The sequence below is a fragment of the Delftia sp. RIT313 genome (genome assembly GCF_000632165.1).
In the GTDB taxonomy this organism is placed as follows: domain Bacteria; phylum Pseudomonadota; class Gammaproteobacteria; order Burkholderiales; family Burkholderiaceae_C; genus Comamonas; species Comamonas acidovorans.
The window spans coordinates 391681-415092 of record NZ_JFYT01000001.1 but is presented as its reverse complement, the minus strand read 5'-3'; the positions used below and the strand labels follow the sequence as shown (position 1 = coordinate 415092).

The window sequence follows — 23412 nt, the reverse complement described above, 5'->3', positions numbered from 1 at the left end:
CCTCCGAGGCCTGGGCTGCAGCCGTCACGGCAGGCGGGAGCTTTTGCAGGGTGGGCGGGTCCAGCAGCAGGGTGTAGTTGCGCTGCAGGTTGCCCGAAGCCCAACTGGCGTCGATCACCAGATCGACAAAGGGTTCGTTGACGGGCTGTGTGCTTGTGAGGCGCAGCACGGCCGAGCCATCCGCGCGGCGCTGCACGCTGACGCGCACCTGGCTGGCGGTGGCGTTGTACTCCATGCCCTGGGTGCGGAAGACGCCGGGAGAGGCCACGCCCACGCGCAGACCTTCGGCTTCAGCGGCGGTGATCTGGGGGATTTCGACTTCGGCACGCAGGGGCTCGCCCAGGGCCGATTGCACGTTCACCCGGCCCAGAGCCAGTGCCCAGGCCTCGGAGGCGGGCAGTGCGACCGAGACGACGGCCGCAGTGGCCAGCACAGAGAGTTTCCAACGATGCATAAAGCGTCAAACCTGTGTGGATGCAATTGGGCAGGCACTATTGTTATTGTGGGAATGCCCGCGCTTGCACATGTAATTGAAATTTACCCGGGGATAGATGGCACGCCATCTACCAAGGTGCTTGGGTCGCATTGTCGGCCACGCTATAGGATCGCAAGCGTCTGGTTGCCGGCGAACGCCAATAGTTGTTGTCGAACGGCAACGAGAAGAAACACAATGTATCTTTGGTGATTGTAGGCAACCACCTACAGCCAATGGACAAGAGACCTGGGCATTGTGCCCAATTGCCCAGGGCTTAAAGCCGAAAAAAGCGCCATGTCCCGGCCCGGGACATGGCGCTTTTTGTGTTGGCTCAAGCCGGCGATGTTCAGGCGGCGAGCAGGATGCGCAGCATGCGGCGCAGCGGCTCGGCGGCGCCCCACAGCAGCTGGTCACCGATCACGAAGGCCGACAGGTACTCGGGGCCCATGTTCAGCTTGCGCACGCGGCCCACCCCGACTTCCAGGCCGCCGGTGATGGCGGCAGGGGTCAGTTCCTTGACGGTGATGGCGCGGTCGTTGGGAACCCACTTCACCCAGGGGTTGCCGGACTTGATGATGGCTTCCAGCTCTTCCAGGGGCAGGTCCTTCTTGAGCTTGAGGGTCAGCGCCAGGCTGTGGCAGCGCATGGCGCCGATGCGCACGCACAGGCCATCGACAGGGATGGTCTGCTCGGTGCCCAGGATCTTGTTGACCTCGGCCTGGCCCTTCCACTCTTCCTTGGACTGGCCGTTGTCCAGCTGCGCATCGATCCAGGGGATCAGGCCACCGGCCAGCGGTGCGCCGAAGAATTCGGTGGGCACGTCGGTGCGGATGGTCTGGGCCACCTTGCGGTCGATGTCCAGGATGGCGGATGCGGGCGTGGCCAGTTCGTCGGCCACGGCAGCGTGCACCACGCCCATGCCCTTGAGCAGCTCGCGCATGTGGTTGGCGCCGCCACCGGAGGCTGCCTGGTAGGTCATGGAGCTGACCCATTCCACGAGACCGGCCTTGAACAGGCCGCCAAGGCCCATCAGCAAGATGGAATTGGTGCAGTTGCCGCCAATCCAGTTCTTGCCGCCCGCGGCGAGCTTGGACTGGATCAGGCCTTCATTGACGGGGTCGAGCACGATGACGGCATCGCCTTCCATGCGCAGCGACGAGGCGGCATCGATCCAGTGGCCGTTCCAGCCCGAGGCGCGCAGCTGGGGGAAGACTTCCTTGGTGTAGTCGCCGCCCTGGCAGGTGATGATGATGTCGCACTTGGACAGCTCGGCAATGTCGTTGGCATTGCGCAGCTCGGTGTGGGTCTTCGCCATGGCCGGGGCCTTGCCGCCGGCGTTGGAGGTGGAGAAGAACACGGGTTCGATCAGGTCGAAGTCACCCTCTGCCTGCATGCGGTCCATCAGCACGGAGCCGACCATGCCGCGCCAGCCGACGAGGCCTACCAATTGCTTGCTCATTTTTGAAACGCCCTTTCAGTGTGAAAACAGTGCTTGATCAAGACTGTTGTCGCCCGGCTCGTCTAGGCCAGGTGAGGGCGCACGACGAACCGGGCTGGGTCAGCCTTTGGTTGTCGTAATGGTTGTGGAGGTGATTGCGCGCGCAGCCACACCAGCCCGGGCGGCGGGTGCAATGTTCAGCAGGAGGAACGGGCGGGCGGCAAACATAAGAGACGTCATTCTATCGAATACGCCAGGAAAGAGAATGTCTGTTTTGATGAATATCTTCGTCGAATCGGCGAAAACCGAACGTCTATTTTGACGTTTTGCCATGTTGTGGCGAAGCAGGGCAGTGCCTGCCCGCCACAGGGACGGCCGCAAACCTGGAGGCTGGCGGCCGTCATGGACTTCAGGCCAGTGCGGCCACCACGGCATCGCCCATCTCACGGGTGGAGACCTTGGTCGTGCCTTCGCTGTAGATGTCGGCCGTGCGCAGGCCCTGGGCCAGCACCTTTTGCACGGCGGCTTCGATGCGCTGGGCGGCGGCTTCCTGGTTCAGCGAGAAGCGCAGCATCATCGCGGCCGACAGGATGGTGGCCAGCGGATTGGCAATGCCCTTGCCGGCGATGTCGGGGGCCGAGCCGTGGCTGGGCTCGTACAGGCCCTGGCCCCTGGAGTTGAGCGATGCCGAGGGCAGCATGCCGATGGAGCCGGTCAGCATGGAGGCTTCGTCGGACAGGATGTCGCCGAACATGTTGCCCGTGACCACCACGTCAAAGCGCTTGGGTTCCTTGACCAGCTGCATGGCGGCGTTGTCCACGTACATGTGGTCCAGTTGCACATCGGGGTACTGCTGGCCCACTTCAGTGACCACGTCCTTCCAGAACTGGAAGGTTTCCAGCACGTTGGCCTTGTCCACGCTGGTCACGCGCTTGCTGCGCTTTTGCGCGGCCTGGAAGGCGACATGGGCGATGCGCTCGATCTCGGGCTTGGAGTAGCGCATGGTGTCGAAGGCTTCCTCGGCACCGGGAAAGTGGCCGTCGGTGGCCACGCGGCGGCCGCGCGGCTGGCCGAAGTAGATGTCGCCGGTCAGCTCGCGGATGATGAGGATGTCCAGGCCCGCGACCAGCTCGGGCTTGAGGCTGGAGGCGTGGGTCAGTTCCGCATAGCAGATGGCCGGGCGGAAGTTGGCGAACAGGCCCATGTGCTTGCGCAGGCCCAGGATGGCCTGCTCGGGGCGCAGCGGGCGGTCCAGCGTGTCGTACTTCCAGTCGCCCACGGCGCCGAACAGCACGGCGTCGGCCTCCATGGCCAGCTTCAGCGTGGATTCGGGCAACGGGTGGCCGGCAGCTTCGTAGGCAGCGCCGCCCACGGGGGCCGTCTGCATGTCGAAGTCCAGGCCGAGGGCGCCCAGCACCTTCACGGCTTCCGCAACGATTTCGGGGCCGATGCCATCACCGGGCAAGACTGCGATTTTCATGGTGTTCCTTTTGAGAGACTGTTCGGATGGTGGAAGGCCGCCGGAGGCTGGTTCAGCAACGCCTGCGGCCCATTGATGCGCGCAAGTGGAGATCGATCAGCGCTGCACCAGCGTGTGTGCCAGCCAGGGCTTGGTGGCCAGACGCTCGGCCTCGTAGGCACGGATCTTGTCGGCGTGGCGCAGCGTCAGGCCGATATCGTCAAAGCCGTTGAGCAGGCAGAACTTGCGAAAGGCGATGACATCGAAAGGGATCTCCTCGCCCTGCGGGCGCACGATCACCTGGCGATCCAGATCAATGGTCAGCTCGTAGCCGGGGAAGGCTGCGATCTCGTTGAACAGCATGTCGATCGTTGCCTCGGGCAGCACGATGGGCAGCAGGCCGTTCTTGAAGCAGTTGTTGAAGAAGATGTCGGCAAAGCTGGGCGCCAGGATGGCGCGAAAGCCGTACTGGTCCAGGGCCCAGGGCGCGTGCTCGCGGCTGGAGCCGCAGCCGAAGTTCTTGCGTGCGACCAGGATGGAGGCGCCCGCATAGCGGGGCTGATTGAGCACGAAGTCGGGGTTGGGCTTGCGCGAGGCCGGGTCCTGGCCGGGCTCGCCATGGTCCAGGTAGCGCCATTCGTCGAACAGGTTCACGCCGAAGCCGGTCTTCTTGATCGACTTGAGGAACTGCTTGGGAATGATGGCGTCGGTATCGACGTTTTCGCGGTCCATGGGGGCGACAAGGCCCTTGTGCACGGTGAATTGTTGCATGGCTGTATCGGATTCAGGGTTCAGCGGGCGGCGCGTTCGATGGCGCTGCCCGCGCTTTGCACGTCCTGGCCAATGCCCTTGACGGTATTGCAGGCGGCCAGGGTGAAGGCCAGGCCGATCAGGAGGATCGAGAAGGAGGGCTTCATGGTGTGCAGGCGGGGCAGTTGCGGGATCGGATCAGGAGAACCTGCGGATGTCCACGAAGTGGCCGTGGATGGCGGCGGCTGCAGCCATGGCGGGGCTCACCAGGTGGGTGCGTCCGCCCGCGCCCTGGCGGCCTTCGAAGTTGCGGTTGCTGGTGGAGGCGCAGCGCTCGCCGGGCTCCAGGCGGTCGGCATTCATGGCCAGGCACATGGAGCAGCCGGGCTCGCGCCATTCAAAGCCTGCCGCCTTGAAGATCTGGTCCAGGCCTTCGCGCTCGGCCTGTTCCTTGACCAGTCCGGAGCCGGGCACGACCATGGCCAGCTTGATGTTGCGCGCCACCTTCTGGCCCAGCTTCTTGACCACGGCGGCGGCCTCGCGCATGTCTTCGATGCGGCTGTTGGTGCACGAGCCGATGAAGACCTTGTCCACGAAGATGTCGTCAATGGCCTTGCCGGGCTCCAGCGCCATGTAGGTCAGCGCGCGTTCGATGGCGCCGCGCTTGCTGGCATCCTTTTCCTTGTCGGGGTCCGGCACGCGGGCATCCACGCCCAGCACCATCTCGGGCGAGGTGCCCCAGGTGACCTGAGGCACGATCTCGCTGGCCTGCAGCTCGACCACGCGGTCGAACTTCGCATCGGCATCGGAGTGCAGCGTCTTCCAGTAGGAGACGGCGGCATCCCATTCGGCGCCAGTGGGGGCCAGCGGGCGGCCCTTGACGTACTGGATGGTCTTGTCGTCCACGGCCACCAGGCCTGCGCGTGCGCCGCCTTCGATGGCCATGTTGCAGACCGTCATGCGGCCTTCCATGCTCAGGTCACGGATGGCTTCGCCGGCGAACTCGATGGTGTAGCCCGTGCCGCCGGCCGTGCCGATCTTGCCGATGATGGCCAGCACGATGTCCTTGGCCGTGATGCCGGGGGCCGCCTTGCCGCTGACGTTGATCAGCATGTTCTTGGCCTTCTTGGCCAGCAGGGTCTGGGTGGCCATCACGTGCTCGACCTCGGACGTGCCGATGCCGTGGGCCAGTGCGCCGAAGGCGCCGTGCGTGGACGTGTGGCTGTCGCCGCAGACCACGGTCATGCCGGGCAGGGTGGCGCCCTGCTCGGGGCCCATGACGTGGACGATGCCCTGACCCTTGTCCATGAAGGGGAAGAAGGCCGCAGAGCCGAACTCGCCGATGTTGGTGTTCAGCGTGGTGATCTGTTCCTTGCTGATGGGGTCGGCAATGCCGTCATAGCCGCGCTCCCAGCCGTCGGTGGGGGTGTTGTGGTCGGCCGTGGCGACCACGGAGCTGATGCGCCACAGCTTGCGGCCGGCCATGCGCAGTCCTTCGAAGGCCTGGGGGCTGGTGACTTCGTGCACCAGGTGGCGGTCGATGTAGAGGACGGCGGTGCCGTCATCCTCGGTGTGGATGACGTGCTCGTCGAAGATCTTGTCGTAGAGGGTGCGTCCCATGGCGTTCTCGAATGGTTGGTGTCGTGGGGAAATTTTTGGGGGCATCCAGCGGCCAAGTGGCCTTCAGGATGCGCTGGCCGGCGGGCTCAGGTGCTCGACCAGCAGGCGGGCCGTGACGGGTAGCGCGTCGAAGTCACGCGCCACGATGCTCAGCTCGCGCCGAGCCCAGTCGTCGCTGAGCTCCAGTGCGCGCAGATGGCCCACGCCGTGCATGAGCTCGAAGGCGCGGTCGGGGATCAGTCCCACGCCCAGGCCGTTGTCGATCATGCGGCACATGGCATCCAGGCTGGTGACCTGGATGCGCTGGTGCAGCGCATGCCCCGCCTGTGCGGCGGCCGCACGCATGGCCAGGCTGATGGAGGAGCCGGCCTGCAGGCTGACGATGTCCCATTCGAGCACATCGGCAAAGGCCACGCTGTCGCTGTGCGCCAGCGCGTGCTGTTCGGGCACCACGACGACCAGGCGATCCTCGCGGTAGGGGCGGTGCTGCAGTACGGGAGTGGCCTGGCCATTGCCCAGCGGCATGTACGCCATGGAGCAGATGCCGATGTCGGCCGTGCCTTCCTGTACGGCAGCCAGTACGGCGGGGCTGAGCTGCTCCTGCAGGTCGATCTTGACCTGGCCGTGCTTGCGCGCGAACACGCCCAGGTCTTCCGGCAGGAACTGCACGATGGCAGACATGTTGGCGTGGATGCGCACATGGCCGCGCACGCCATCGGCGTACTCGGACAGCTCGCCCTGCATGCGCTCCAGGCCGTACAGCACGTTGCGGGCATGGTGCAGCAGGCTTTCGCCGGCCGGCGTCAAGGTCACGCCACGGCTGTGTCGATACAGCAGGGCTGTGTCCACCGTGGCTTCGAGATCGGACAGGCGCTTGCTCACCGCCGAGGCTGCAATGAACTCACGCTCGGCCGCGCGGCCGATGCTGCCAAGTTCGCAGACAGCCACGAACAGCTGCAGGGAGGTAAGGTCTATGCGCCGTGCAAAACTGCGCTCTGAATTCTTCATGTGGTGGGGTTCAGGCTTCTCATTAGGAGAAGTTGGATGGATTTTCTCGCACAAATCATCGACCTGTCATCTTCAAGCGCGATGTCTTTGGTGATGTCGTGCGATTTCATGGAGATGGGGGTCATGCCTCGTGGCGATGGCTGCGGGCAGCCATAGCCGCCGGAACGCCGGTTGCATACTGAAAGAATTTGTCAATCTTTGCGCCAGTCGCCTGCATGGATTGCTGCAAAAATAAGAGCATATGAACGATCGATACCCGACGGGCCTGCGAGCCCTGCCTGCAGGCCTGTCATTGCTGCTGGCCGCAGCCCTGTCCTGCATGGCCGTCCCGGCGTCTGCCAAGCCGCAGCCACCAGCGAAGAACACGGCCAAGAGCGGTGCGAAGGCACCGGCCAAACCTGCAGCCAGACCTGCAGCCAAAGCGGCAGCCAGGCCAGCGGGCAAGGCCGCCGTCAAGACCGGGGGCAAGTCGGCGCCCTCTCCAACCCGCAATGCGCCGGCCAAGGCCGCCGCCGCTGGCGTGGCGGCAGGGGCCGTTGCGGCCGGAACTGCCGCAGCCGCAGTGGGCCATGCCCCCAAGGGCGAGCCCGGCCTGAGTGCGGCCGAGGTCGCAGCGCTGCACCAGCATGCCGAGCAGGGCGAGGCCAGCGCCCAGTACGCGCTGGGCTCGCTGTACAAGCGCGGTCAGGGCGTTGCCCTGAGTGCCGAGACGGCGGCCCAGTGGTATGAGAAGTCTGCGCAGCAGGGCTATGCGCCAGCCCAGTCCGACCTGGGGTTGATGTATGCGAATGGCCGTGGCGTGGCGCGTGACGATGCCCAGGCCGTGCAGTGGTATCGCAAGGCTGCCGAGCAGGGCGATGCCGTGGCCCAGAACAACCTGGGCCTGATGCTGGCCGAGGGGCGCGGAGCCGCCAAGGACCCCGCGCAGGCCGTGCAGTGGTTCCAGCGCTCGGCCGAGCAAGGTGAAGCGGCCGGTCAGTACAGCCTGGGCGTGATGTATGCCACGGGCCGGGGCGTGGCCGAGGACGTGGCGCAGGCGCTGCGCTGGTTTGTGGCGGCGGCAGGCCAGGGCCATGCCGATGCGCAATTCAATGCCGGCATGCTCTATGCCGAGGGTGGCGTGGTCGATCGCGATATGGCGCAGGCCGCCCACTGGCTGGAGAAGGCGGCCGAGCAGGGCAATGCCGCAGCCCAGTCCAACCTGGGCGTGCTGTATGCCAATGGCCAGGGCGTGCCCGCCAGCGACGAGAAGGCCGCGCGCTGGCTGGAGCGTGCCGCCCAGCAGGGCGACGCGCTGGCGCAGTCCAATCTCGCCAGCCTTTATGCGTCGGGCAAGGGCGTGGAGCGCAGCCCGTCCCAGGCCTATTTCTGGATGCTGCTGGCGGCGGGCAGGGACAACTCGCTGGCCGCCAAGCGTGACAGCATGGCCCAGCCGCTGAGCGCGGCCGAGCGTGCACGCACCGAGCGCCAGGCGGCGGCCTGGAAGGCCAAACCCGCTCCCTGAGTCCTGTTGAGCATGCACCAATGAAAAACGCCTCGGAAGAGGCGTTTTTGTTGGGGGCTCAGTGCCGCATCAGCTGAAGAAGCTCTTGAGCCTGTCGGTCCAGCTCTCGCCGCTGGGCGAATGCTTGGCGCCGCCCTTCTTGAGCGATTCCTCCAGCTCGCGCAGCAGCTTGCGCTGGTACTCGGTCAGCTTGACGGGCGTCTCGACCACGATGTGGCAGTACAGGTCGCCGGGATAGCTGGAGCGCACGCCCTTGATGCCCTTGCCGCGCAGGCGGAACTGCTTGCCGGCCTGGGTGCCTTCGGGGATGTCGATGGCCGCCTTGCCCGACAGGGTGGGCACCTCGATCTCGCCGCCGAGCGCCGCCGTGATGAAGCTCACGGGCACGTTGCAGTGCAGGTCGTCGCCGTCGCGCTCGAAGATGTCGTGGTCCTTGATGCGGATCTCGATGTAGAGATCGCCCGCAGGCCCGCCATTCGTGCCGGGTTCGCCATTGCCGGAGGAGCGGATGCGCATGCCGTCGTCGATGCCGGCAGGAATCTTCACTTCCAGTGTCTTCTGGCGCTTGACCTTGCCCTGGCCGCCGCAGCTGGTGCAGGGCTCGGGAATGATCTTGCCCGTGCCCCGGCAGTGCGGGCAGGTCTGCTGCACGCTGAAGAAGCCCTGGCGCATCTGCACGCTGCCCATGCCGTTGCAGGTGGTGCAGGTCTTGGCGCTGGTGCCGGGCTTGGCGCCGCTGCCGTGGCAGGTGTCGCAGCCATCCCAGCTGGGGATGCGGATCTGCGCATCCTTGCCGTGGGCGGCTTCCTCCAGCGTGATCTCCATGGCGTAGCTGAGATCGTTGCCGCGGTAGACCTGGCGGCCGCCACCGGCGCCGCCGCGTCTTCCGCCACCCTGGTTGAACATGTCGCCAAAGATGTCGCCAAAGGCTTCGGCAAAGCCGCCAAAGCCTTCGGCGCCGCCGCCCATGCCGCGGTTGGGGTCCACGCCTGCATGGCCGTACTGGTCGTAGGCCGCGCGCTTGTTGCTGTCGGAGAGCATCTCGTAGGCCTCCTTGGCCTCCTTGAATTTCTCTTCCGCCCCGCTTGCGGCATCCCCCTGGTTGCGGTCAGGGTGGTACTTCATCGCCAGCTTGCGATAAGCCTTCTTGATGTCGTCGTCCGAGGCGTTCTTGGCAACGCCGAGGACCTCGTAAAAATCGCGTTTGGACATGGTGTTTGCTAGCCAGTCAGTGAGAACAGGAACGCCGCGTCAGCCCCTTGGCAGGGCCGAGCGCGGCGGCAAGCGGTCGTCAAGGGACCACGCGCTGGGTTCAGTCCTTCTTGACTTCCTTGACTTCGGCGTCAACGACGTTGTCGTCAGCGGCTGCTGCACCGGCCGAGGCGCCTGCTGCACCGGCCGCTGCGGCGGCTGCTGCTGCCTCGGGGCCGCCGGCTGCCTGCGCATCGGCGTACATCTTCTCGCCGAGCTTCTGGCTGGCCGTCATCAGCGCCGTGGTCTTGGCGTCGATGGCGTCCTTGTCCTCGCCCTTGAGGGCCTCTTCCAGGTCCTTGACGGCGCTCTCGATGGCGGTCTTCTCGCCAGCGTCGAGCTTGTCGCCATGCTCGCCCAGGCTCTTCTTGACGCTGTGCACGGCAGCTTCGCCCTGGTTGCGGGCCTGGACCAGTTCCAGCTTCTTCTTGTCGTCGGCTGCGTTCAGCTCGGCGTCCTTCACCATCTTCTGGATCTCGTCCTCGGACAGGCCCGAGTTCGCCTTGATGGTGATCTTGTTTTCCTTGCCCGATGCCTTGTCCTTGGCGGACACGTTCAGGATGCCGTTGGCGTCGATGTCAAAGGCCACTTCGATCTGCGGCACGCCACGCGCTGCGGGCGGAATGCCTTCGAGGTTGAACTCGCCCAGCATCTTGTTGCCCGAAGCCATTTCGCGCTCGCCCTGGAACACCTTGATCGTCACGGCCGGCTGGTTGTCGTCGGCCGTCGAGAAGGTCTGTGCGAACTTCGTCGGGATGGTGGTGTTCTTCGTGATCATCTTGGTCATCACGCCACCCAGCGTCTCGATGCCCAGCGACAGCGGCGTCACGTCCAGCAGCAGCACGTCCTTGCGGTCGCCCGACAGAACCTGGCCCTGCACGGCGGCGCCCACGGCCACGGCTTCGTCGGGGTTCACGTCCTTGCGGGGTTCCTTGCCGAAGAATTCCTTGACCTTCTCCTGCACCTTGGGCATGCGGGACATGCCGCCGACCAGGATCACGTCATCGATGTCGGACACGGACACGCCTGCGTCCTTGATGGCCGTGCGGCAGGGCGCAATGGTGCGCTCGATCAGGTCTTCGACCAGGCTTTCCAGCTTGGAGCGGGTCAGCTTGATGTTCAGGTGCTTGGGACCCGAGGCATCGGCCGTGATGTAGGGCAGGTTGATGTCGGTCTGGGCCGAATTCGACAGCTCGATCTTGGCCTTCTCGGCAGCTTCCTTCAGGCGCTGCAGGGCCAGCACGTCCTTGGCCAGATCAACGCCCTGGTCCTTCTTGAACTCGGTGATGATGTAGTCGATGATGCGCTGGTCGAAGTCTTCGCCGCCCAGGAAGGTGTCGCCGTTGGTGGACAGCACTTCGAACTGCTTTTCGCCGTCAACATCGGCGATTTCGATGATGGACACGTCAAACGTGCCGCCGCCCAGGTCATACACCGCGATCTTGCGGTCGCCCTTGTCGATCTTGTCCAGGCCGAAGGCCAGCGCAGCTGCCGTGGGCTCGTTGATGATGCGCTTGACTTCCAGGCCGGCGATGCGGCCGGCGTCCTTGGTGGCCTGGCGTTGGGCGTCGTTGAAGTACGCGGGCACGGTGATCACGGCCTCGGTCACGGGCTCGCCCAGGTAGTCCTCGGCGGTCTTCTTCATCTTGCGCAGCACTTCGGCGGAAATCTGCGGCGGGGCCAGCTTCTGGCCGCGCACTTCCACCCAGGCGTCGCCGTTGTCGGCACGCGAGATGGTGTAGGGCATCAGGTCGATGTCCTTTTGCACTTCCTTCTCGTCGAACTTGCGGCCGATCAGGCGCTTGGCGGCGTAGATGGTGTTGCGGGGGTTGGTGACGGCCTGGCGCTTGGCCGAGGCGCCGACGAGGATCTCGCCGTCTTCCTGGTAGGCAATGATCGAAGGCGTGGTGCGCGCACCTTCGCTGTTCTCGATCACGCGCGTGGTGTTGCCGTCCATGATGGCCACGCAGCTGTTGGTGGTGCCCAGGTCAATACCGATGATTTTTCCCATTTTGAGTTCTCTCCGCGTTCTGTGAAATGTTTGAATGACTGCTAACTTGTGGCCGGCAGGCGCTGCTTCAAGGGGCTTTGCCTCTTTTTTGTCAGCGATGCCGTGAGCGCACGCTTACTGGGGCTGGGCCACGGTCACGAGGGCCGGGCGCAGGATACGGTCGGCAATCAGGTAGCCCTTTTGCAGCACCGACACCACGGTGTTGGCTTCCTGCTGGGCAGGCACCATGCTGATGGCTTGGTGCAGGTTGGGGTCGAATTTCTCGCCGGCTGCCGGGTTGATGGTCACGACCTTGTTGCGCTCCAGGGCCGAGGTCAGCTGGCGCAGCGTGGCGTCGGCGCCTTCGCGCAGCTGCTCTGGCGTGGCCTGCTGGATGGCAAGTGCGGCATCCAGGCTGTCGCAGACGGGCAGCAGGCTTTCGGCAAAGCTCTCGATGCTGAACTTGCGGGCCTTGGAGACTTCGTCTTCCGCGCGGCGGCGCACATTCTCTGCCTCGGCCTTGGCGCGCAGGAACTGGTCGGCCAGCTCGGCGCTCTTGGCCTTGAGTTCGGCCAGCTCGGCCTGCAGGCGCTGCAGCTCGTCTGCGGCGTTGGCCGCCATGGCGGCTTCGATTTCTTCCGGGGCTGCGTCTTGAAAGGGGTTGGAGTTTTGTTCGGACATGGATGGAGACTTCAGCTACAAAACAAAAAGATCGCCGCGCTGGAGGCCAGGCTTGGCGATTGCACGATCTTGAATCGAGATGCGAGCGGATCGGTGTATTTTCAAGGGCTTTGTGCCTGTGCCTGCGCACTGCAGGTGCACACGGTGGGGGCAAAAGCCGGACGAAGGGGTAAAAGCCCCACACGAATCCGGGGTCTCGGGCAGTGCGGAGTGTACAGATGGAAGAGGGCTGCGCTAGAATCCAATGCTTTGCCTTGCCGCACCGCTACAAGACGCAGTGGGCGGCGTTTTCCCAAAAGGAGTCGATATGCGTCATTACGAAATCGTTTTGTTGATCCACCCGGATCAGAGCGAGCAGGTTCCCGCCATGCTGGAACGCTACAAGGGCATGATCACCGCTGGCGGTGGCAAGGTCCATCGCGAAGAAGACTGGGGCCGTCGCCAACTGGCTTACATGATCAACAAGCTCGCCAAGGCCCACTACCTGTGCCTGAACATCGAAGCCGACCAGGCTGTGATGGCTGAGCTGGAGCATGCCTTCAAGTTCAACGATGCCGTGCTGCGTCACCTGACGGTTCAGAAGAAGAAGGCCGACACTGCGCCTTCCTCGATGATGAAGACCGTCGAGCGTGAAGAAGCCCGCAAGGCCAGCCAGACCGAACAGGCCTGAGCCCAGCCCTTTCAGAACCTGAAGGAGTGGAGAATCACGTTGCACTGACGGCAGCCATCGCAGAGCTTCAAGCACTGCGCTACACGCCGGCAGGGCTGCCCGCCCTTGAACTGCGACTCGAACACGCGTCGCGACAAAAGGAAGCAGGAAGCGAACGCAGCGTGACGGCATCTGTCAAGGCGGTGGCCTTTGGCGCGCTGGCTGAAAAGCTGGCCCGCCAGGCGCTCGGCAGCCAGTGGAAGTTCCAAGGCTTCCTGGCAACGCCCCGCAACGGCAAATTGCTGGTTTTCCACATCCAGGACATTCAACAAAACTAATTTTCAAGAGGTCCAGAAATGGCCACGTTCAAGAAATTCAACAAGGACAAGCGCCCCAAGCGCAACACGCAGTCGCTGCTGTTCAAGCGCAAGCGCTTCTGCCGCTTCACCGTCGCCGGCGTCGAAGAAATCGACTACAAGGATGTGGACACCCTGCGTGACTTCATCGGTGAAAACGGCAAGATCGTGCCCGCTCGCCTGACCGGCACGCGCGCCATCTACCAGCGTCAGCTGAACACGGCCATCAAGCGCGCCCGCTTCCTGGCTCTGGTTCCTTACTCTGACCAGCACAAGATCTAAGGAATACAACCATGCAAGTCATTCTGCTCGACAAGGTTGTGAACCTCGGTGGCCTCGGCGACATCGTCAAGGTCAAAGACGGCTACGCCCGCAACTTCCTGATCCCCACGGGCGCTGCCCGTCGTGCCACGGCTTCCGCCAAGGCCGAGTTCGAAGCCAAGCGCGTCGAACTGGAAAAGCAAGCGGCTGAAAAGCTGGCTGCTGCTCAGCAACTGGGCGAAAAGCTCAACGGCGCAAACGTCAAGCTGACCCAGAAGGCTGGCGTTGACGGCCGCCTGTTCGGCTCGGTGACCAACGCCGACATCGCCGAAGAACTGACCAAGGCCGGCTTTGCCGTTGCCAAGTCGCAAGTTCGCCTGGTCAACGGTCCCATCAAGACCGTGGGCGACGCCACCGTGGTCGTGGCACTGCACACCGACGTCAGCGTCGAAGTGACGGTGTCGGTCTACGGCGACCACTCCTGATCCGGGGCTTGTCCCGTATCACCAAAAAGCCGCCTTAGGGCGGCTTTTTGCTTTGCCGTGCCAGGGTGATGACGCCGGGTGGCGCGGCCTTTTGCCAGCCGCTACGATGGCGGGCTCATCTCCAGGAATTCCATGTCGTCCGTAATGCCCCCGCTCGATCTCGATGATGCGTTCGCACCGCTGCCTGCTGGCGACCAGCAGGTGGCCCAGTTGCGCGTGCCGCCGCATTCGATGGAGTCCGAGTCCAGTGTTCTAGGGGGGCTGCTGCTGGACAACAACGCCTGGGAGCGTGTTGGTGATCTGCTGGTGGATGGTGATTTCTACCGCCATGAGCACAAGCTAATCTACGAGGCCATCGGCAAGCTGATCAACGGCAGCAAGCCGGCCGATGTGATCACGGTCTACGAGCATTTGCAGAGCATGGGCAAGGCCGAAGAAATCGGCGGCCTGCTGTACCTGAACCAGCTGGCGCAGTACGTGCCCAGCGCCACCAACATCCGGCGCTATGCGGAGATCGTGCGGGAGCGCTCCATCCTGCGCAAACTGGTGACCGCCAGCGACGACATCGCCACCAATGCCTTCAATCCGCAGGGCAAGACGGTCGATCGCATCCTGGACGAGGCCGAGCAAAAAATCCTGGCCATCGGCGAGGAGGGTGCGCGCAACAAGCAGGGCTTCCAGTCGCTCGACACGCTGGTGGTGGACTTGCTGGACCGTGTCCAGGAGATGGCCGACAACCCCATGGACGTGACCGGCGTGCCCACGGGTTTCGTCGATCTGGACCGCATGACCAGCGGCCTGCAGGCTGGCGACCTGGTGGTGCTGGCTGCCCGTCCCTCGATGGGCAAGACCTCGTTTGCAGTGAATATCGCCGAGCATGTGGCGCTCAACGAGGGCCTGCCGGTCGCCATTTTCTCCATGGAAATGGGCGCGGCCCAGCTGGCGGTTCGTATCGTCGGCTCCATCGGCCGCGTCAACCAGGGCAATCTGCGCACGGGCAAGCTCAACGACGACGAGTGGCCGCGCCTGACGGAAGCCATCGAGCGGCTGCGCACGGTGTCCCTGCACATCGACGAGACTCCGGGCCTGTCCCCCACGGAACTGCGCGCCAATGCGCGGCGCTTGGCGCGCACCTGCGGCAAGCTGGGCCTGATCGTGGTGGACTATTTGCAGCTGATGAGCGGCTCGGGCTCGGCTGCCAGTTCCGACAACCGTGCGACCGAGCTGGGCGAGATTTCGCGGGGCTTGAAAATGCTGGCCAAGGAACTGCAGTGCCCGGTGATTGCCCTGTCACAGCTCAACCGCTCGGTGGAGCAGCGCACCGACAAGCGTCCCATGATGTCCGACCTGCGCGAATCGGGCGCCATCGAGCAGGATGCCGACATCATCATGTTCATCTACCGTGATGACTACTACAACAAGGACAGCAAGGAGCCGAACATTGCCGAAGTCATCATCGGCAAGCAGCGTAACGGTCCCACGGGGACGGTGAAGGTGTTCTTCCAGAAGAACCAGACGCGCTTCGAGAACCTGGCTGTGGGCTACGGTGGCGGCGACGAATACTGACCGGGATACCCGGGCTTTGTGCCCGCAATGAAAAACGGCCCCGAGGGGCCGTTTGCTTTGGGTGGTTGGCGATCTACATGCGCCAGACCTGGATCAGCAGGCCCGCCACGCAGACGCCAAGGATGGCGCATGCCCAGGCCAGCCGCTGGGCGCCCGTGCGCAGCGCGCCCACGGTGGCCACGATCTGGGCGTTCTGCTCGGCCAGCTTTTCGATCAACTCCAGCGACTGGCGCTGGGATTGTTCCAGTTGCACGATGCGTGCGTCCTGGGCCTGGATCAGCTGCAGCGCCTGTTCGCCAGCCGAGCGCGGCGGTGCCAGCGGCTCGACGGCCGCAGGATGCTGTGCATCGAGCTCCTGCGCAGCGTCCTTCTTGCGCAGCAGGTTCTTGGCGGCCTTGACGACCTGGGGCGTGACCTCGATGACATCGCCCCAGGGCACCAGCTTCAACGCGGTGATCCAGCTGATCGCCATGGCTTAGAGCACCTCGCTGGCGAAGTCTGCCAGGCGCGAACGCTCGCCGCGCGCCAGCGTGATGTGGCCGCTGTGCGGCCAGCCCTTGAAGCGGTCCACGGCGTAGGTCAGGCCCGAGGAGCCTTCGGTCAGGTAGGGCGTGTCGATCTGCGCCAGATTGCCCATGCAGATGATCTTGGTGCCGGGGCCGGCGCGCGTGATCAGGGTCTTCATCTGCTTGGGCGTCAGGTTCTGGGCCTCGTCGATGATGACGTACTTGTTCAGGAAGGTGCGACCGCGCATGAAGTTCATGCTCTTGATCTTGATGCGGCTGCGGATCAGCTCATTGGTTGCCGCGCGGCCCCATTCGCCGGCATTGCCGCCATCGCCCTTGGCCAGGAATTCGAGGTTGTCGTCGAGGGCGCCCATCCAGGGACCCATCTTCTCTTCCTCGGTGCCGGGCAGGAAGCCGATGTCCTCACCCACGCTCACCGTGGCGCGCGTCATGATGATCTCAGTGTAGCGGCGGTCGTCCAGCACCTGGGACAGGCCGGCAGCCAGGGCCAGCAGGGTCTTGCCGGTGCCGGCCGTGCCGGTCAGCGTGACCAGGTCAATGTCCGGGTTCATCAGCAGGTTCATCGCGAAGTTCTGTTCGCGGTTGCGTGCCGTGACGCCCCAGACGGCGTACTTGGGATTGCCGAAGTCCTTGAGCGTCTTGAGCACGGCCGTCTTGTCGCGGATCTCGGTCACGCGCATGAACAGGCTGGGCTCGCCCGGTGCCTCGTGGTAGACGAACTGATTGATCATCAGCTGGTCGACGATGGCGCCGCTGATGCGGTAGTAGGTGATGGCGCCTTCCTGCCAGCTCTCGACGTTCTTGCCCGCCTTGGCCCAGAAGTCCTGGGGCAGGGCCAGGGCGCCTGCGTACAGCAGATCGCCGTCGTCCAGTACCTTGTCGTTCTGGTAGTCCTCGGCCGCCAGGCCCAGCGCGCGTGCCTTGACGCGCATGTTGATGTCCTTGGACACCAGCACGACTTCGCGCTCGCTGAACTTCTTGCGCAGCGCGGCGACCACGCCCAGGATCTGGTTGTCCGCCTTGCCCTGGGGCAGGCTGTCGGGCAGCGAGGTTTCCAGCGGTTCCGTCTGGAAATACAGCATTCCCGTGGCGCTGCGCTGGCCCGTGGCATTCAGCGGCAGGCCTTTGTCCAGCGTTTCGGAGGGCTGGGAGGCGACCAGCGAATCCAGTGTGCGACTGACTTGGCGGCCGTTGCGCGCCACTTCGGTCATGCCCTTCTTGTGGCCGTCGAGTTCTTCCAGCACCACCATGGGCAGGAAGATGTCGTGTTCCTCGAAGCGGAACAGGCTGGTCGGGTCGTGCAGCAGCACGTTGGTGTCGAGCACGAACAGCGTCTTCGGCCCTGTGCGCGTGCGGCGCGGGCGAACCGGCGCTGCCAGCAGTGCTGCCGGCTTGGCTTCAGTGGAGGACCTTTTTGCCGAGCGGGCGCTGGACGGCGCTGCCGTTGCGTTGGAATTGTCGGTTGCGCGGCGCTGCCGATTGGCAGGGGCTGCAGTCGCGGGCGCAGGAGCCGGTGCCGGTGATGCGGGCTTGGTGTTGCGGCCGCGCGCCGGTGCGGGCTTTGCAGTTGTGGCGGTGTTGTTGGAGGCGGCGGCTGGGGCCGGCTTGCGCTTGCGCGTCGCGGCGGCAGCTACGGCCTCGGCTGCATCGGGAAGATCGTCAGCGGGCAGGGGGTCTGCGTGCTGGGCACCGCGCACGGGAAGAAAGGCTTCGGGGGAGAGCTTGGCGGCACGGCGGCCGGGTGCGGGGGGCAGGGGCATAGTGGACGAACCGTTCCTCAACAGGGATCAAAAAGCACAAAGCCGCCTGGAAACCGAGGCGGCTTTGGTGGGGTGACAGGGAAAAGCGTCTTTGCTAAGAGGCATCGTCCCATTATGCATAGGCTGATGGCCTGAATATGTCGGCCGGCGCTTTGTCGCCTGTCAGATTGTCGCTATCAGGCGGCCTGCTTCAGTGCCTTCAGGGTCTTGACAGCCTTGAGCACCTCGTCAACGTGGCCGGGGACCTTCAGGCCGCGCCATTCCTGCACCAGCAGGCCATCGGTGCCCACCAGGAAGGTGGAACGCTCGATGCCCTTCACCTTCTTGCCGTACATGATCTTGTTCTTGACCACACCGAACATGTGGCACATCTTTTCTTCCGTGTCGGCGATGAGCTCGAACGGCAGTTCCAGCTTTTCCTTGAAGTCGTCGTGCGACTTCATGTTGTCGCGCGAGACGCCAAACACGGTGGCACCAGCTTTCACGAAGTCCTTGTACTTGTCGCGGAACTGCATGGCTTCAGTGGTGCAGCCAGGCGTATTGTCCTTTGGGTAGAAATACAGGATCAGAATCTGGCCCGTGTGGGAGGTGTTGGTCACCTTGATCCCGCCGGTAGCGTTGGCTTCAAATTCGGGAAGGGGTTTGTTGACAACGATCGCCATGCGCTTATATCTCTCGGGTGTAGTCGTTGAAATGCCGAGGGCCGTGTTTGTGTTTTTGCTTTTATCGGAAATGCCCCCAACCGCAACCTGCAATTTTACCCTGAAAACGGGATTTCACCCAATCAGGGGGGCAGGAGTCTACTCCAAGAGTAGGGCCGCGACGACGTTACGGCCTTCGCTGGCAAGGATGTTGTAGGTGCGACACGCGGCCTGCGTGTCCATGCTTTCCAGGCCTATGCGCCGGGCCATGAGGGGGCGCAGCCAGGCCGCCGGCGGGAAGCGGTTGCGCTGGCCGCTGCCCAGGATGATGACCTCGGCATCCAGTTGGGACAGCGCCTCGAAATGCTCGGGCGTCAGGTCCTCGAAGCGGATGCAGTCCCAGGCCTGGCGCAGGCCCTTGGCGCCTACCAGCAGGCTGTGCTCGAATTTTTCCCTGTCCACGGCGACCCAGCCGGGGCCATAGCCCGTGATGCTCTGTGCTTCGGATTTGTCGGCGTGGAATTTCATGGATGAGGGTGGCGCGGTCTGCGCGAAGGGGGTGGCCGCCACATGGCCGGGGCCAGGGCGATGCTGCATTGCGGAACTGTGGTCAAATTATAGGTTTCACCAGGGTGCATGGGGCACTTTGGCGTGCATGAAGGCCGCAAGCCCGCGCCGGCCACTTTCATATTCTCAGCATGAAAACCGTTCTCAAATCCGCAAAACTAGCCAACGTCTGTTATGACATCCGCGGGCCCATCATGGACGCGGCGAAGAAGATGGAAGAGGACGGCCAGAAGATCATCAAGCTCAATATCGGCAACCTGGCCGTGTTCGGCTTCGATGCCCCCGAGGAAGTGCAGCAGGACATGATCCGCAACCTGCCCAATTCGGCAGGCTACTCGGACAGCAAGGGCATCTTCGCGGCGCGCAAGGCCGTGATGCACGAGACCCAGCGCCAGGGCATCCTGGGCGTGACGCTGGACGATATCTACCTGGGCAATGGCGCATCCGAGCTGATCAGCCTGGCCACGAACGCGCTGCTGGACGACGGCGACGAGATGCTGCTGCCGGCGCCCGACTATCCGCTGTGGACCGCCGTCACCAGCCTGTCGGGCGGCACGCCCGTGCACTATATGTGTGACGAGTCCAACGGCTGGATGCCCGACCTGGACGACATCCGCGCCAAGATCACGCCGCGCACCAAGGGCATCGTCGTCATCAATCCCAACAACCCGACGGGCGCCCTGTACAGCAAGCAGCTGCTGCAAAGCATCGTGGCGCTGGCCCGCGAGCATGGCCTGGTGATCTTTGCCGACGAGGTCTATGACAAGGTGTTGTACGACGACGTGGTGCACACGCCGCTCGCCAGCCTGTCCACCGATGTGCTGACGCTGACCTTCAACTCGCTGTCCAAGGCCTATCGCAGCTGCGGCTACCGCGCCGGCTGGATGGTGGTCTCGGGCGACAAGAAGGCGGCCCGGGACTATATCGAGGGCCTGAACATGCTCTCCAACATGCGCCTGTGCGCCAATGTGCCCGGCCAATGGGCCGTGCAGACGGCGCTGGGCGGCCACCAGAGCATCGACGAGCTGGTGCAGGAGGGCGGCCGGCTGCGCGTGCAGCGCGATCTGGCCCACAAGCTGATCACCGAAATCCCCGGCGTGAGCTGCGTCAAGCCGCAAGCCGCGCTGTACATGTTCCCGCGCCTGGACCCCGAGATCTACCCGATCAAGGATGACCAGGCGTTCTTCCTGGAAGTGCTGCAAGAGACCAAGGTCATGCTGGTGCAGGGAACAGGCTTCAACTGGCCGCACCCCGACCATTTCCGCATCGTCTTCCTGCCGCACGACACCGACCTGCGCGAGGCCATCCGCCGTCTCGCAGTGTTCCTCGAGAAATACCGCAAGCGCCACGGCACGGACCGCGGCTGAGCTGTGCGGGCCGGTGGAGGGGAGGGCCTTCCGCCGGCCATTGCTTTTTACCGGCTGCCGGCGCGCACCCTCTGGGCGCCGCAGCGTTTTTTGACTGGCAAGTAGTTTATGAAACCGATCCAAGTAGGCCTTCTGGGCATTGGCACCGTGGGCAGCGGCACCTTCAACGTGCTGCAGCGCAATCAGGAAGAGATCCGCCGCCGTGCGGGCCGCGGTATTGAGATTGCCATGGTGGCCGACCTGGATACGGAACGCGCCCGCTCCGTCGTGGGCGACACGGCCAAGGTGGTCGGCGATGCGCGCGAGATCATCGCCAACCCCGAGATCGACGTGGTGATCGAGCTGATCGGCGGCTACGGCATTGCCAAGGCCCTGGTGCTGGAAGCCATTGCCGCCGGCAAGCATGTGGTCACGGCCAACAAGGCCTTGCTGGCCGTGCATGGCAGCGAAATCTTCAAGGCCGCCGCCGAGAAGGGCGTGATGGTGGCCTACGAAGCGGCCGTGGCCGGTGGCATCCCCATCATCAAGGCGCTGCGCGAAGGCCTGACGGCCAACCAGATCCAGTGGGTGGCCGGCATCATCAACGGCACGACCAACTTCATCCTGTCCGAAATGCGCGACAAGGGCCTGGACTTCGACGTGGTGCTCAAGGAAGCCCAGCGCCTGGGCTATGCCGAAGCCGATCCGACCTTCGACATCGAAGGCGTGGACGCCGCCCACAAGGTCACGCTGATGAGCGCCATCGCCTTCGGCATTCCCGTGCAGTTCGACAAGGCGCATGTGGAAGGCATCACCAAGCTGTCTGCGGCCGACATCAAGTACGCCGAGCAACTGGGCTACCGCATCAAGCTGCTGGGCATCACCAAGCGCACGGACAAGGGCATCGAGCTGCGCGTGCACCCCAGCCTGGTGCCGACCAAGCGCCTGATCGCCAACGTGGAAGGCGCAATGAACGCCGTCGTCGTCCATGGCGATGCCGTGGGCACCACGCTGTACTACGGCAAGGGCGCGGGCTCCGAGCCCACGGCCAGCGCCGTGATCGCCGATCTGGTGGACATCGCCCGCCTGCACACGGCCGATCCCGAGCACCGCGTGCCCCCGCTGGCCTTCCAGTCGAACACGCTGGTCGCCGCAGGTGGCGAGCTGCCCGTGCTGCCCATGAGCGAGGTGGTCACCAGCTACTACCTGCGCATCCGCGTGGCCGACGAAGCCGGTGTGCTGGCCAAGATCACCAGCATCCTCGCGGGCATGGGCATCAGCATCGACGCACTGCTGCAGCGAGAGGCCGGCGAAGTGAGCGGCGACAGCGAAGGCAGCCAGGGCGTGCCGCAGACCGACCTGATCATCCTGACCCATGCCACGCGTGAAGGCGATATGGACACGGCCCTGGCCCAGATCCAGCAACTGCCCACGGTGCTGGCCCCTATCAACCGCATCCGCAAGGAAGAGTTGAACTAAGACACCCCCTGAGCGGCTGCGCCGCTTCCCCCTCTCTCGCACGCGGGAGGGGGACGACGCCCTCGCTGCGGGGCGGCCCTTGCTCGGCATCCCTGGCATCGGCCGCGCCCCGTCTCACAGAATACTGACGAGGAAGCGACATGCTTTATCTTTCCACGCGCGGCCATGCGGACCGCAAGCGCTTTTGCGACATCCTGCTCGAGGGCCTGGCGCCCGATGGCGGGCTGTACCTGCCCGAGCACTATCCGCAGATCGATGCCGCCCGCCTGGGCGAGCTGCGCAGCATCTACAAGGAGCAGGGCTACGCTGCCCTGGCCTTCGAGATCCTGAGCCTGTACATCGACGACATCCCGGCCGAGGATCTGCGTGCCCTGTGCGCCAAGACCTATACACAGCAGGTGTTCGGCACGGCCGAGATCACGCCGCTGCGCCCGCTGGAAGACGGCCTGTGGCTCGAAGCCCTGTCCAACGGCCCCACGCTGGCCTTCAAGGACATGGCCATGCAGCTTCTGGGCAACCTGTTCGAGTACGAACTGGGCCGCCGTGGCGAGGAACTGAACATCCTGGGGGCCACCAGCGGTGACACCGGCAGCGCGGCCGAGTACGCCATGCGCGGCAAGCAGGGTGTGCGCGTGTTCATGACCAGCCCGCGCGGCCGCATGAGCCCCTTCCAGCAGGCCCAGATGTTCAGCCTGCAGGATGCCAACATCCACAACATCGCCATCGAGGGCGTGTTCGACGACTGCCAGGACATCGTCAAGGCCGTCTCCAACGACCACGCCTTCAAGGCGAAGTACAAGATCGGCACGGTCAACTCGATCAACTGGGCCCGTCTGCTGGCCCAGGTCGTCTACTACTTTGCCGGCTACCTGCAGGCCACGCAGAGCAATGACCAGAAGGTCAGCTTCACGGTGCCCAGCGGCAACTTCGGCAACATCTGCGCCGGCCACGTGGCGCGCCAGATGGGCCTGCCGATAGCGCGCCTGGTGGTGGCAACCAACGAGAACGACGTGCTCGACGAGTTCTTCCGCACGGGCGCCTACGTGGTGCGCGGCAGCGAACATACCTACGAGACATCGAGCCCCTCGATGGACATCTCCAAGGCCAGCAACTTCGAACGCTTCGTGTTCGACCTGCTGGGCCGTGATGGCCAGGCCACGCGCGAATTGTTCGCCGAGGGCGTGGCACGCCAGGGCCGCTTTGACCTGGGCGGCAACCCGCTGTTCCAGGAAGCTGCTGCCCGCTACGGCTTCGTCAGCGGCAAGAGCACGCATGCCGACCGTCTGGCCACCATCCGCGATACCTTTGAGCGCTTCGGCACCATGATCGACACGCACACGGCCGACGGCGTCAAGGTGGCGCGCGAGCAGCTGCAGGCCGGCGTGCCCATGATCGTGCTGGAGACGGCACTGCCCATCAAGTTCGCCGCCACCATCGAGGAGGCGCTGGGCCGCCTGCCCGATCGCCCGGCCAAGTTCGAAGGCATCGAGGACCTGCCCAAGCGCGTGACCGACTTACCGGCCGACGCCGAGCAGGTCAAGGCCTATATCGCCCGGCATTGCGACTGATGCCGCAGCCGGGCTGCCCAAAGGTCCGCAG

Annotated in this window: 24 protein-coding genes; 9 read left to right on the top strand and 15 right to left on the bottom strand. The window is 64.3% G+C overall.

All coding sequences use genetic code 11. The features are described from left to right. From BW39_RS01815 to BW39_RS01785, 8 genes are all read right to left on the bottom strand, one after another. Positions 1-454 (bottom strand): type IV pilus assembly protein FimV (locus tag BW39_RS01815; RefSeq protein ID WP_442854776.1); only part of this gene is annotated, 454 nt, incomplete at its 3' end. 367 nt (positions 455-821) lie between these two features. After that, a complete protein-coding gene (gene asd, locus BW39_RS01810; RefSeq protein WP_013801017.1) occupies positions 822-1934 on the bottom strand; it encodes an aspartate-semialdehyde dehydrogenase in 1113 nt (370 codons plus the stop codon). 99 nt (positions 1935-2033) lie between these two features. Further along, the gene (locus BW39_RS31605) at positions 2034-2246 is read right to left on the bottom strand and encodes a hypothetical protein (RefSeq protein ID WP_152547175.1); all 213 of its coding nucleotides are present in this window, start codon (positions 2244-2246) and stop codon (positions 2034-2036) included. A gap of 76 nt (positions 2247-2322) precedes the next feature. Continuing rightward, positions 2323-3393, bottom strand: coding sequence for a 3-isopropylmalate dehydrogenase (gene leuB / locus BW39_RS01805; RefSeq protein WP_034396659.1), 1071 nt, complete (start codon positions 3391-3393; stop codon positions 2323-2325). Between the two features lie 96 nt (positions 3394-3489). After that, on the bottom strand, positions 3490-4143 hold the full coding sequence (gene leuD, locus BW39_RS01800; RefSeq protein WP_012207036.1) for a 3-isopropylmalate dehydratase small subunit: 654 nt from the start codon (positions 4141-4143) through the stop codon (positions 3490-3492). Positions 4144-4163: 20 nt separating this feature from the next. Continuing rightward, positions 4164-4289: an entericidin A/B family lipoprotein gene (locus BW39_RS01795; RefSeq protein ID WP_012207035.1), complete on the bottom strand. Its 126-nt coding sequence runs from the start codon at positions 4287-4289 to the stop codon at positions 4164-4166. 31 nt (positions 4290-4320) lie between these two features. Then, a complete protein-coding gene (gene leuC, locus BW39_RS01790) occupies positions 4321-5742 on the bottom strand; it encodes a 3-isopropylmalate dehydratase large subunit (RefSeq protein ID WP_034396655.1) in 1422 nt (473 codons plus the stop codon). A 63-nt stretch (positions 5743-5805) separates the two neighbouring features. Beyond that, positions 5806-6750 carry a LysR substrate-binding domain-containing protein gene (locus tag BW39_RS01785; protein ID WP_012207033.1) on the bottom strand — a complete coding sequence of 315 codons (945 nt, stop codon included), beginning with the start codon at positions 6748-6750 and terminating at the stop codon, positions 5806-5808. A 241-nt stretch (positions 6751-6991) separates the two neighbouring features. Between BW39_RS01785 and BW39_RS01780 the strand changes: the two genes are divergently transcribed. Then, positions 6992-8254 carry an SEL1-like repeat protein gene (locus BW39_RS01780; protein ID WP_180318965.1) on the top strand — a complete coding sequence of 421 codons (1263 nt, stop codon included), beginning with the start codon at positions 6992-6994 and terminating at the stop codon, positions 8252-8254. A gap of 69 nt (positions 8255-8323) precedes the next feature. Here BW39_RS01780 and dnaJ read toward each other — a convergent pair whose 3' ends face one another. From dnaJ to grpE, 3 genes are all read right to left on the bottom strand, one after another. Then, the gene (dnaJ, locus tag BW39_RS01775; RefSeq protein WP_013801020.1) at positions 8324-9466 is read right to left on the bottom strand and encodes a molecular chaperone DnaJ; all 1143 of its coding nucleotides are present in this window, start codon (positions 9464-9466) and stop codon (positions 8324-8326) included. A gap of 100 nt (positions 9467-9566) precedes the next feature. Next, the gene (gene dnaK / locus BW39_RS01770) at positions 9567-11516 is read right to left on the bottom strand and encodes a molecular chaperone DnaK (RefSeq protein ID WP_034396649.1); all 1950 of its coding nucleotides are present in this window, start codon (positions 11514-11516) and stop codon (positions 9567-9569) included. 114 nt (positions 11517-11630) lie between these two features. Beyond that, the gene (gene grpE, locus BW39_RS01765) at positions 11631-12176 is read right to left on the bottom strand and encodes a nucleotide exchange factor GrpE (RefSeq protein ID WP_013801022.1); all 546 of its coding nucleotides are present in this window, start codon (positions 12174-12176) and stop codon (positions 11631-11633) included. A 307-nt stretch (positions 12177-12483) separates the two neighbouring features. Here grpE and rpsF point away from each other — a divergent pair, with 307 nt between their 5' ends. From rpsF to dnaB, 5 genes are all read left to right on the top strand, one after another. Next, positions 12484-12846 carry a 30S ribosomal protein S6 gene (gene rpsF / locus BW39_RS01760; RefSeq protein ID WP_012207028.1) on the top strand — a complete coding sequence of 121 codons (363 nt, stop codon included), beginning with the start codon at positions 12484-12486 and terminating at the stop codon, positions 12844-12846. Positions 12847-12872: 26 nt separating this feature from the next. Further along, complete coding sequence (gene priB / locus BW39_RS01755; protein WP_012207027.1) at positions 12873-13163, top strand: primosomal replication protein N; 291 nt, start codon at positions 12873-12875, stop codon at positions 13161-13163. 18 nt (positions 13164-13181) lie between these two features. After that, positions 13182-13463 (top strand): 30S ribosomal protein S18, encoded by a 282-nt coding sequence (rpsR, locus tag BW39_RS01750; protein ID WP_012207026.1) that lies wholly within the window; start codon positions 13182-13184, stop codon positions 13461-13463. A gap of 11 nt (positions 13464-13474) precedes the next feature. Then, complete coding sequence (gene rplI / locus BW39_RS01745; RefSeq protein WP_013801023.1) at positions 13475-13927, top strand: 50S ribosomal protein L9; 453 nt, start codon at positions 13475-13477, stop codon at positions 13925-13927. Between the two features lie 132 nt (positions 13928-14059). Further along, the gene (dnaB, locus tag BW39_RS01740; protein ID WP_012207024.1) at positions 14060-15493 is read left to right on the top strand and encodes a replicative DNA helicase; all 1434 of its coding nucleotides are present in this window, start codon (positions 14060-14062) and stop codon (positions 15491-15493) included. Positions 15494-15566: 73 nt separating this feature from the next. On the opposite strand, the gene BW39_RS01735 is transcribed toward dnaB, so the two are convergent. The 4 genes from BW39_RS01735 to BW39_RS01720 form a co-directional block, all read right to left on the bottom strand. After that, complete coding sequence (locus tag BW39_RS01735) at positions 15567-15965, bottom strand: hypothetical protein (protein ID WP_043819270.1); 399 nt, start codon at positions 15963-15965, stop codon at positions 15567-15569. 3 nt (positions 15966-15968) lie between these two features. Continuing rightward, positions 15969-17780 (bottom strand): PhoH family protein, encoded by a 1812-nt coding sequence (locus BW39_RS01730; RefSeq protein WP_043819268.1) that lies wholly within the window; start codon positions 17778-17780, stop codon positions 15969-15971. A gap of 176 nt (positions 17781-17956) precedes the next feature. Then, positions 17957-18442, bottom strand: a complete 486-nt coding sequence (locus BW39_RS01725) for a peroxiredoxin (protein ID WP_013801026.1) — start codon at positions 18440-18442, stop codon at positions 17957-17959. Between the two features lie 138 nt (positions 18443-18580). After that, complete coding sequence (locus tag BW39_RS01720; RefSeq protein ID WP_043819310.1) at positions 18581-18949, bottom strand: Mth938-like domain-containing protein; 369 nt, start codon at positions 18947-18949, stop codon at positions 18581-18583. A 170-nt stretch (positions 18950-19119) separates the two neighbouring features. On the opposite strand from BW39_RS01720, the gene BW39_RS01715 reads away from it, so the two are divergent. The 3 genes from BW39_RS01715 (at position 19120) to thrC (ending at position 23381) form a co-directional block, all read left to right on the top strand. Then, positions 19120-20355, top strand: coding sequence for a pyridoxal phosphate-dependent aminotransferase (locus BW39_RS01715; RefSeq protein WP_013801028.1), 1236 nt, complete (start codon positions 19120-19122; stop codon positions 20353-20355). Positions 20356-20463: 108 nt separating this feature from the next. After that, complete coding sequence (locus tag BW39_RS01710) at positions 20464-21813, top strand: homoserine dehydrogenase (protein WP_012207018.1); 1350 nt, start codon at positions 20464-20466, stop codon at positions 21811-21813. A gap of 140 nt (positions 21814-21953) precedes the next feature. Next, a complete protein-coding gene (thrC, locus tag BW39_RS01705; RefSeq protein ID WP_043819267.1) occupies positions 21954-23381 on the top strand; it encodes a threonine synthase in 1428 nt (475 codons plus the stop codon). The last annotated feature ends 31 nt before the right edge of the window (positions 23382-23412 follow it).

What these genes read in the sequence shown, in the direction of transcription:
- asd (WP_013801017.1), bottom strand. Translation starts at nt 1,934, where the DNA reads ATGAGCAAGCAATTGGTAGGCCTCGTCGGCTGGCGCGGCATGGTCGGC.
- BW39_RS31605 (WP_152547175.1), bottom strand. Translation starts at nt 2,246, where the DNA reads ATGGCAAAACGTCAAAATAGACGTTCGGTTTTCGCCGATTCGACGAAG.
- leuB (WP_034396659.1), bottom strand. Translation starts at nt 3,393, where the DNA reads ATGAAAATCGCAGTCTTGCCCGGTGATGGCATCGGCCCCGAAATCGTT.
- leuD (WP_012207036.1), bottom strand. Translation starts at nt 4,143, where the DNA reads ATGCAACAATTCACCGTGCACAAGGGCCTTGTCGCCCCCATGGACCGC.
- BW39_RS01795 (WP_012207035.1), bottom strand. Translation starts at nt 4,289, where the DNA reads ATGAAGCCCTCCTTCTCGATCCTCCTGATCGGCCTGGCCTTCACCCTG.
- leuC (WP_034396655.1), bottom strand. Translation starts at nt 5,742, where the DNA reads ATGGGACGCACCCTCTACGACAAGATCTTCGACGAGCACGTCATCCAC.
- BW39_RS01785 (WP_012207033.1), bottom strand. Translation starts at nt 6,750, where the DNA reads ATGAAGAATTCAGAGCGCAGTTTTGCACGGCGCATAGACCTTACCTCC.
- BW39_RS01780 (WP_180318965.1), top strand. Translation starts at nt 6,992, where the DNA reads ATGAACGATCGATACCCGACGGGCCTGCGAGCCCTGCCTGCAGGCCTG.
- dnaJ (WP_013801020.1), bottom strand. Translation starts at nt 9,466, where the DNA reads ATGTCCAAACGCGATTTTTACGAGGTCCTCGGCGTTGCCAAGAACGCC.
- dnaK (WP_034396649.1), bottom strand. Translation starts at nt 11,516, where the DNA reads ATGGGAAAAATCATCGGTATTGACCTGGGCACCACCAACAGCTGCGTG.
- grpE (WP_013801022.1), bottom strand. Translation starts at nt 12,176, where the DNA reads ATGTCCGAACAAAACTCCAACCCCTTTCAAGACGCAGCCCCGGAAGAA.
- rpsF (WP_012207028.1), top strand. Translation starts at nt 12,484, where the DNA reads ATGCGTCATTACGAAATCGTTTTGTTGATCCACCCGGATCAGAGCGAG.
- rpsR (WP_012207026.1), top strand. Translation starts at nt 13,182, where the DNA reads ATGGCCACGTTCAAGAAATTCAACAAGGACAAGCGCCCCAAGCGCAAC.
- rplI (WP_013801023.1), top strand. Translation starts at nt 13,475, where the DNA reads ATGCAAGTCATTCTGCTCGACAAGGTTGTGAACCTCGGTGGCCTCGGC.
- dnaB (WP_012207024.1), top strand. Translation starts at nt 14,060, where the DNA reads ATGTCGTCCGTAATGCCCCCGCTCGATCTCGATGATGCGTTCGCACCG.
- BW39_RS01735 (WP_043819270.1), bottom strand. Translation starts at nt 15,965, where the DNA reads ATGGCGATCAGCTGGATCACCGCGTTGAAGCTGGTGCCCTGGGGCGAT.
- BW39_RS01730 (WP_043819268.1), bottom strand. Translation starts at nt 17,780, where the DNA reads ATGCCCCTGCCCCCCGCACCCGGCCGCCGTGCCGCCAAGCTCTCCCCC.
- BW39_RS01725 (WP_013801026.1), bottom strand. Translation starts at nt 18,442, where the DNA reads ATGGCGATCGTTGTCAACAAACCCCTTCCCGAATTTGAAGCCAACGCT.
- BW39_RS01720 (WP_043819310.1), bottom strand. Translation starts at nt 18,949, where the DNA reads ATGAAATTCCACGCCGACAAATCCGAAGCACAGAGCATCACGGGCTAT.
- BW39_RS01715 (WP_013801028.1), top strand. Translation starts at nt 19,120, where the DNA reads ATGAAAACCGTTCTCAAATCCGCAAAACTAGCCAACGTCTGTTATGAC.
- BW39_RS01710 (WP_012207018.1), top strand. Translation starts at nt 20,464, where the DNA reads ATGAAACCGATCCAAGTAGGCCTTCTGGGCATTGGCACCGTGGGCAGC.
- thrC (WP_043819267.1), top strand. Translation starts at nt 21,954, where the DNA reads ATGCTTTATCTTTCCACGCGCGGCCATGCGGACCGCAAGCGCTTTTGC.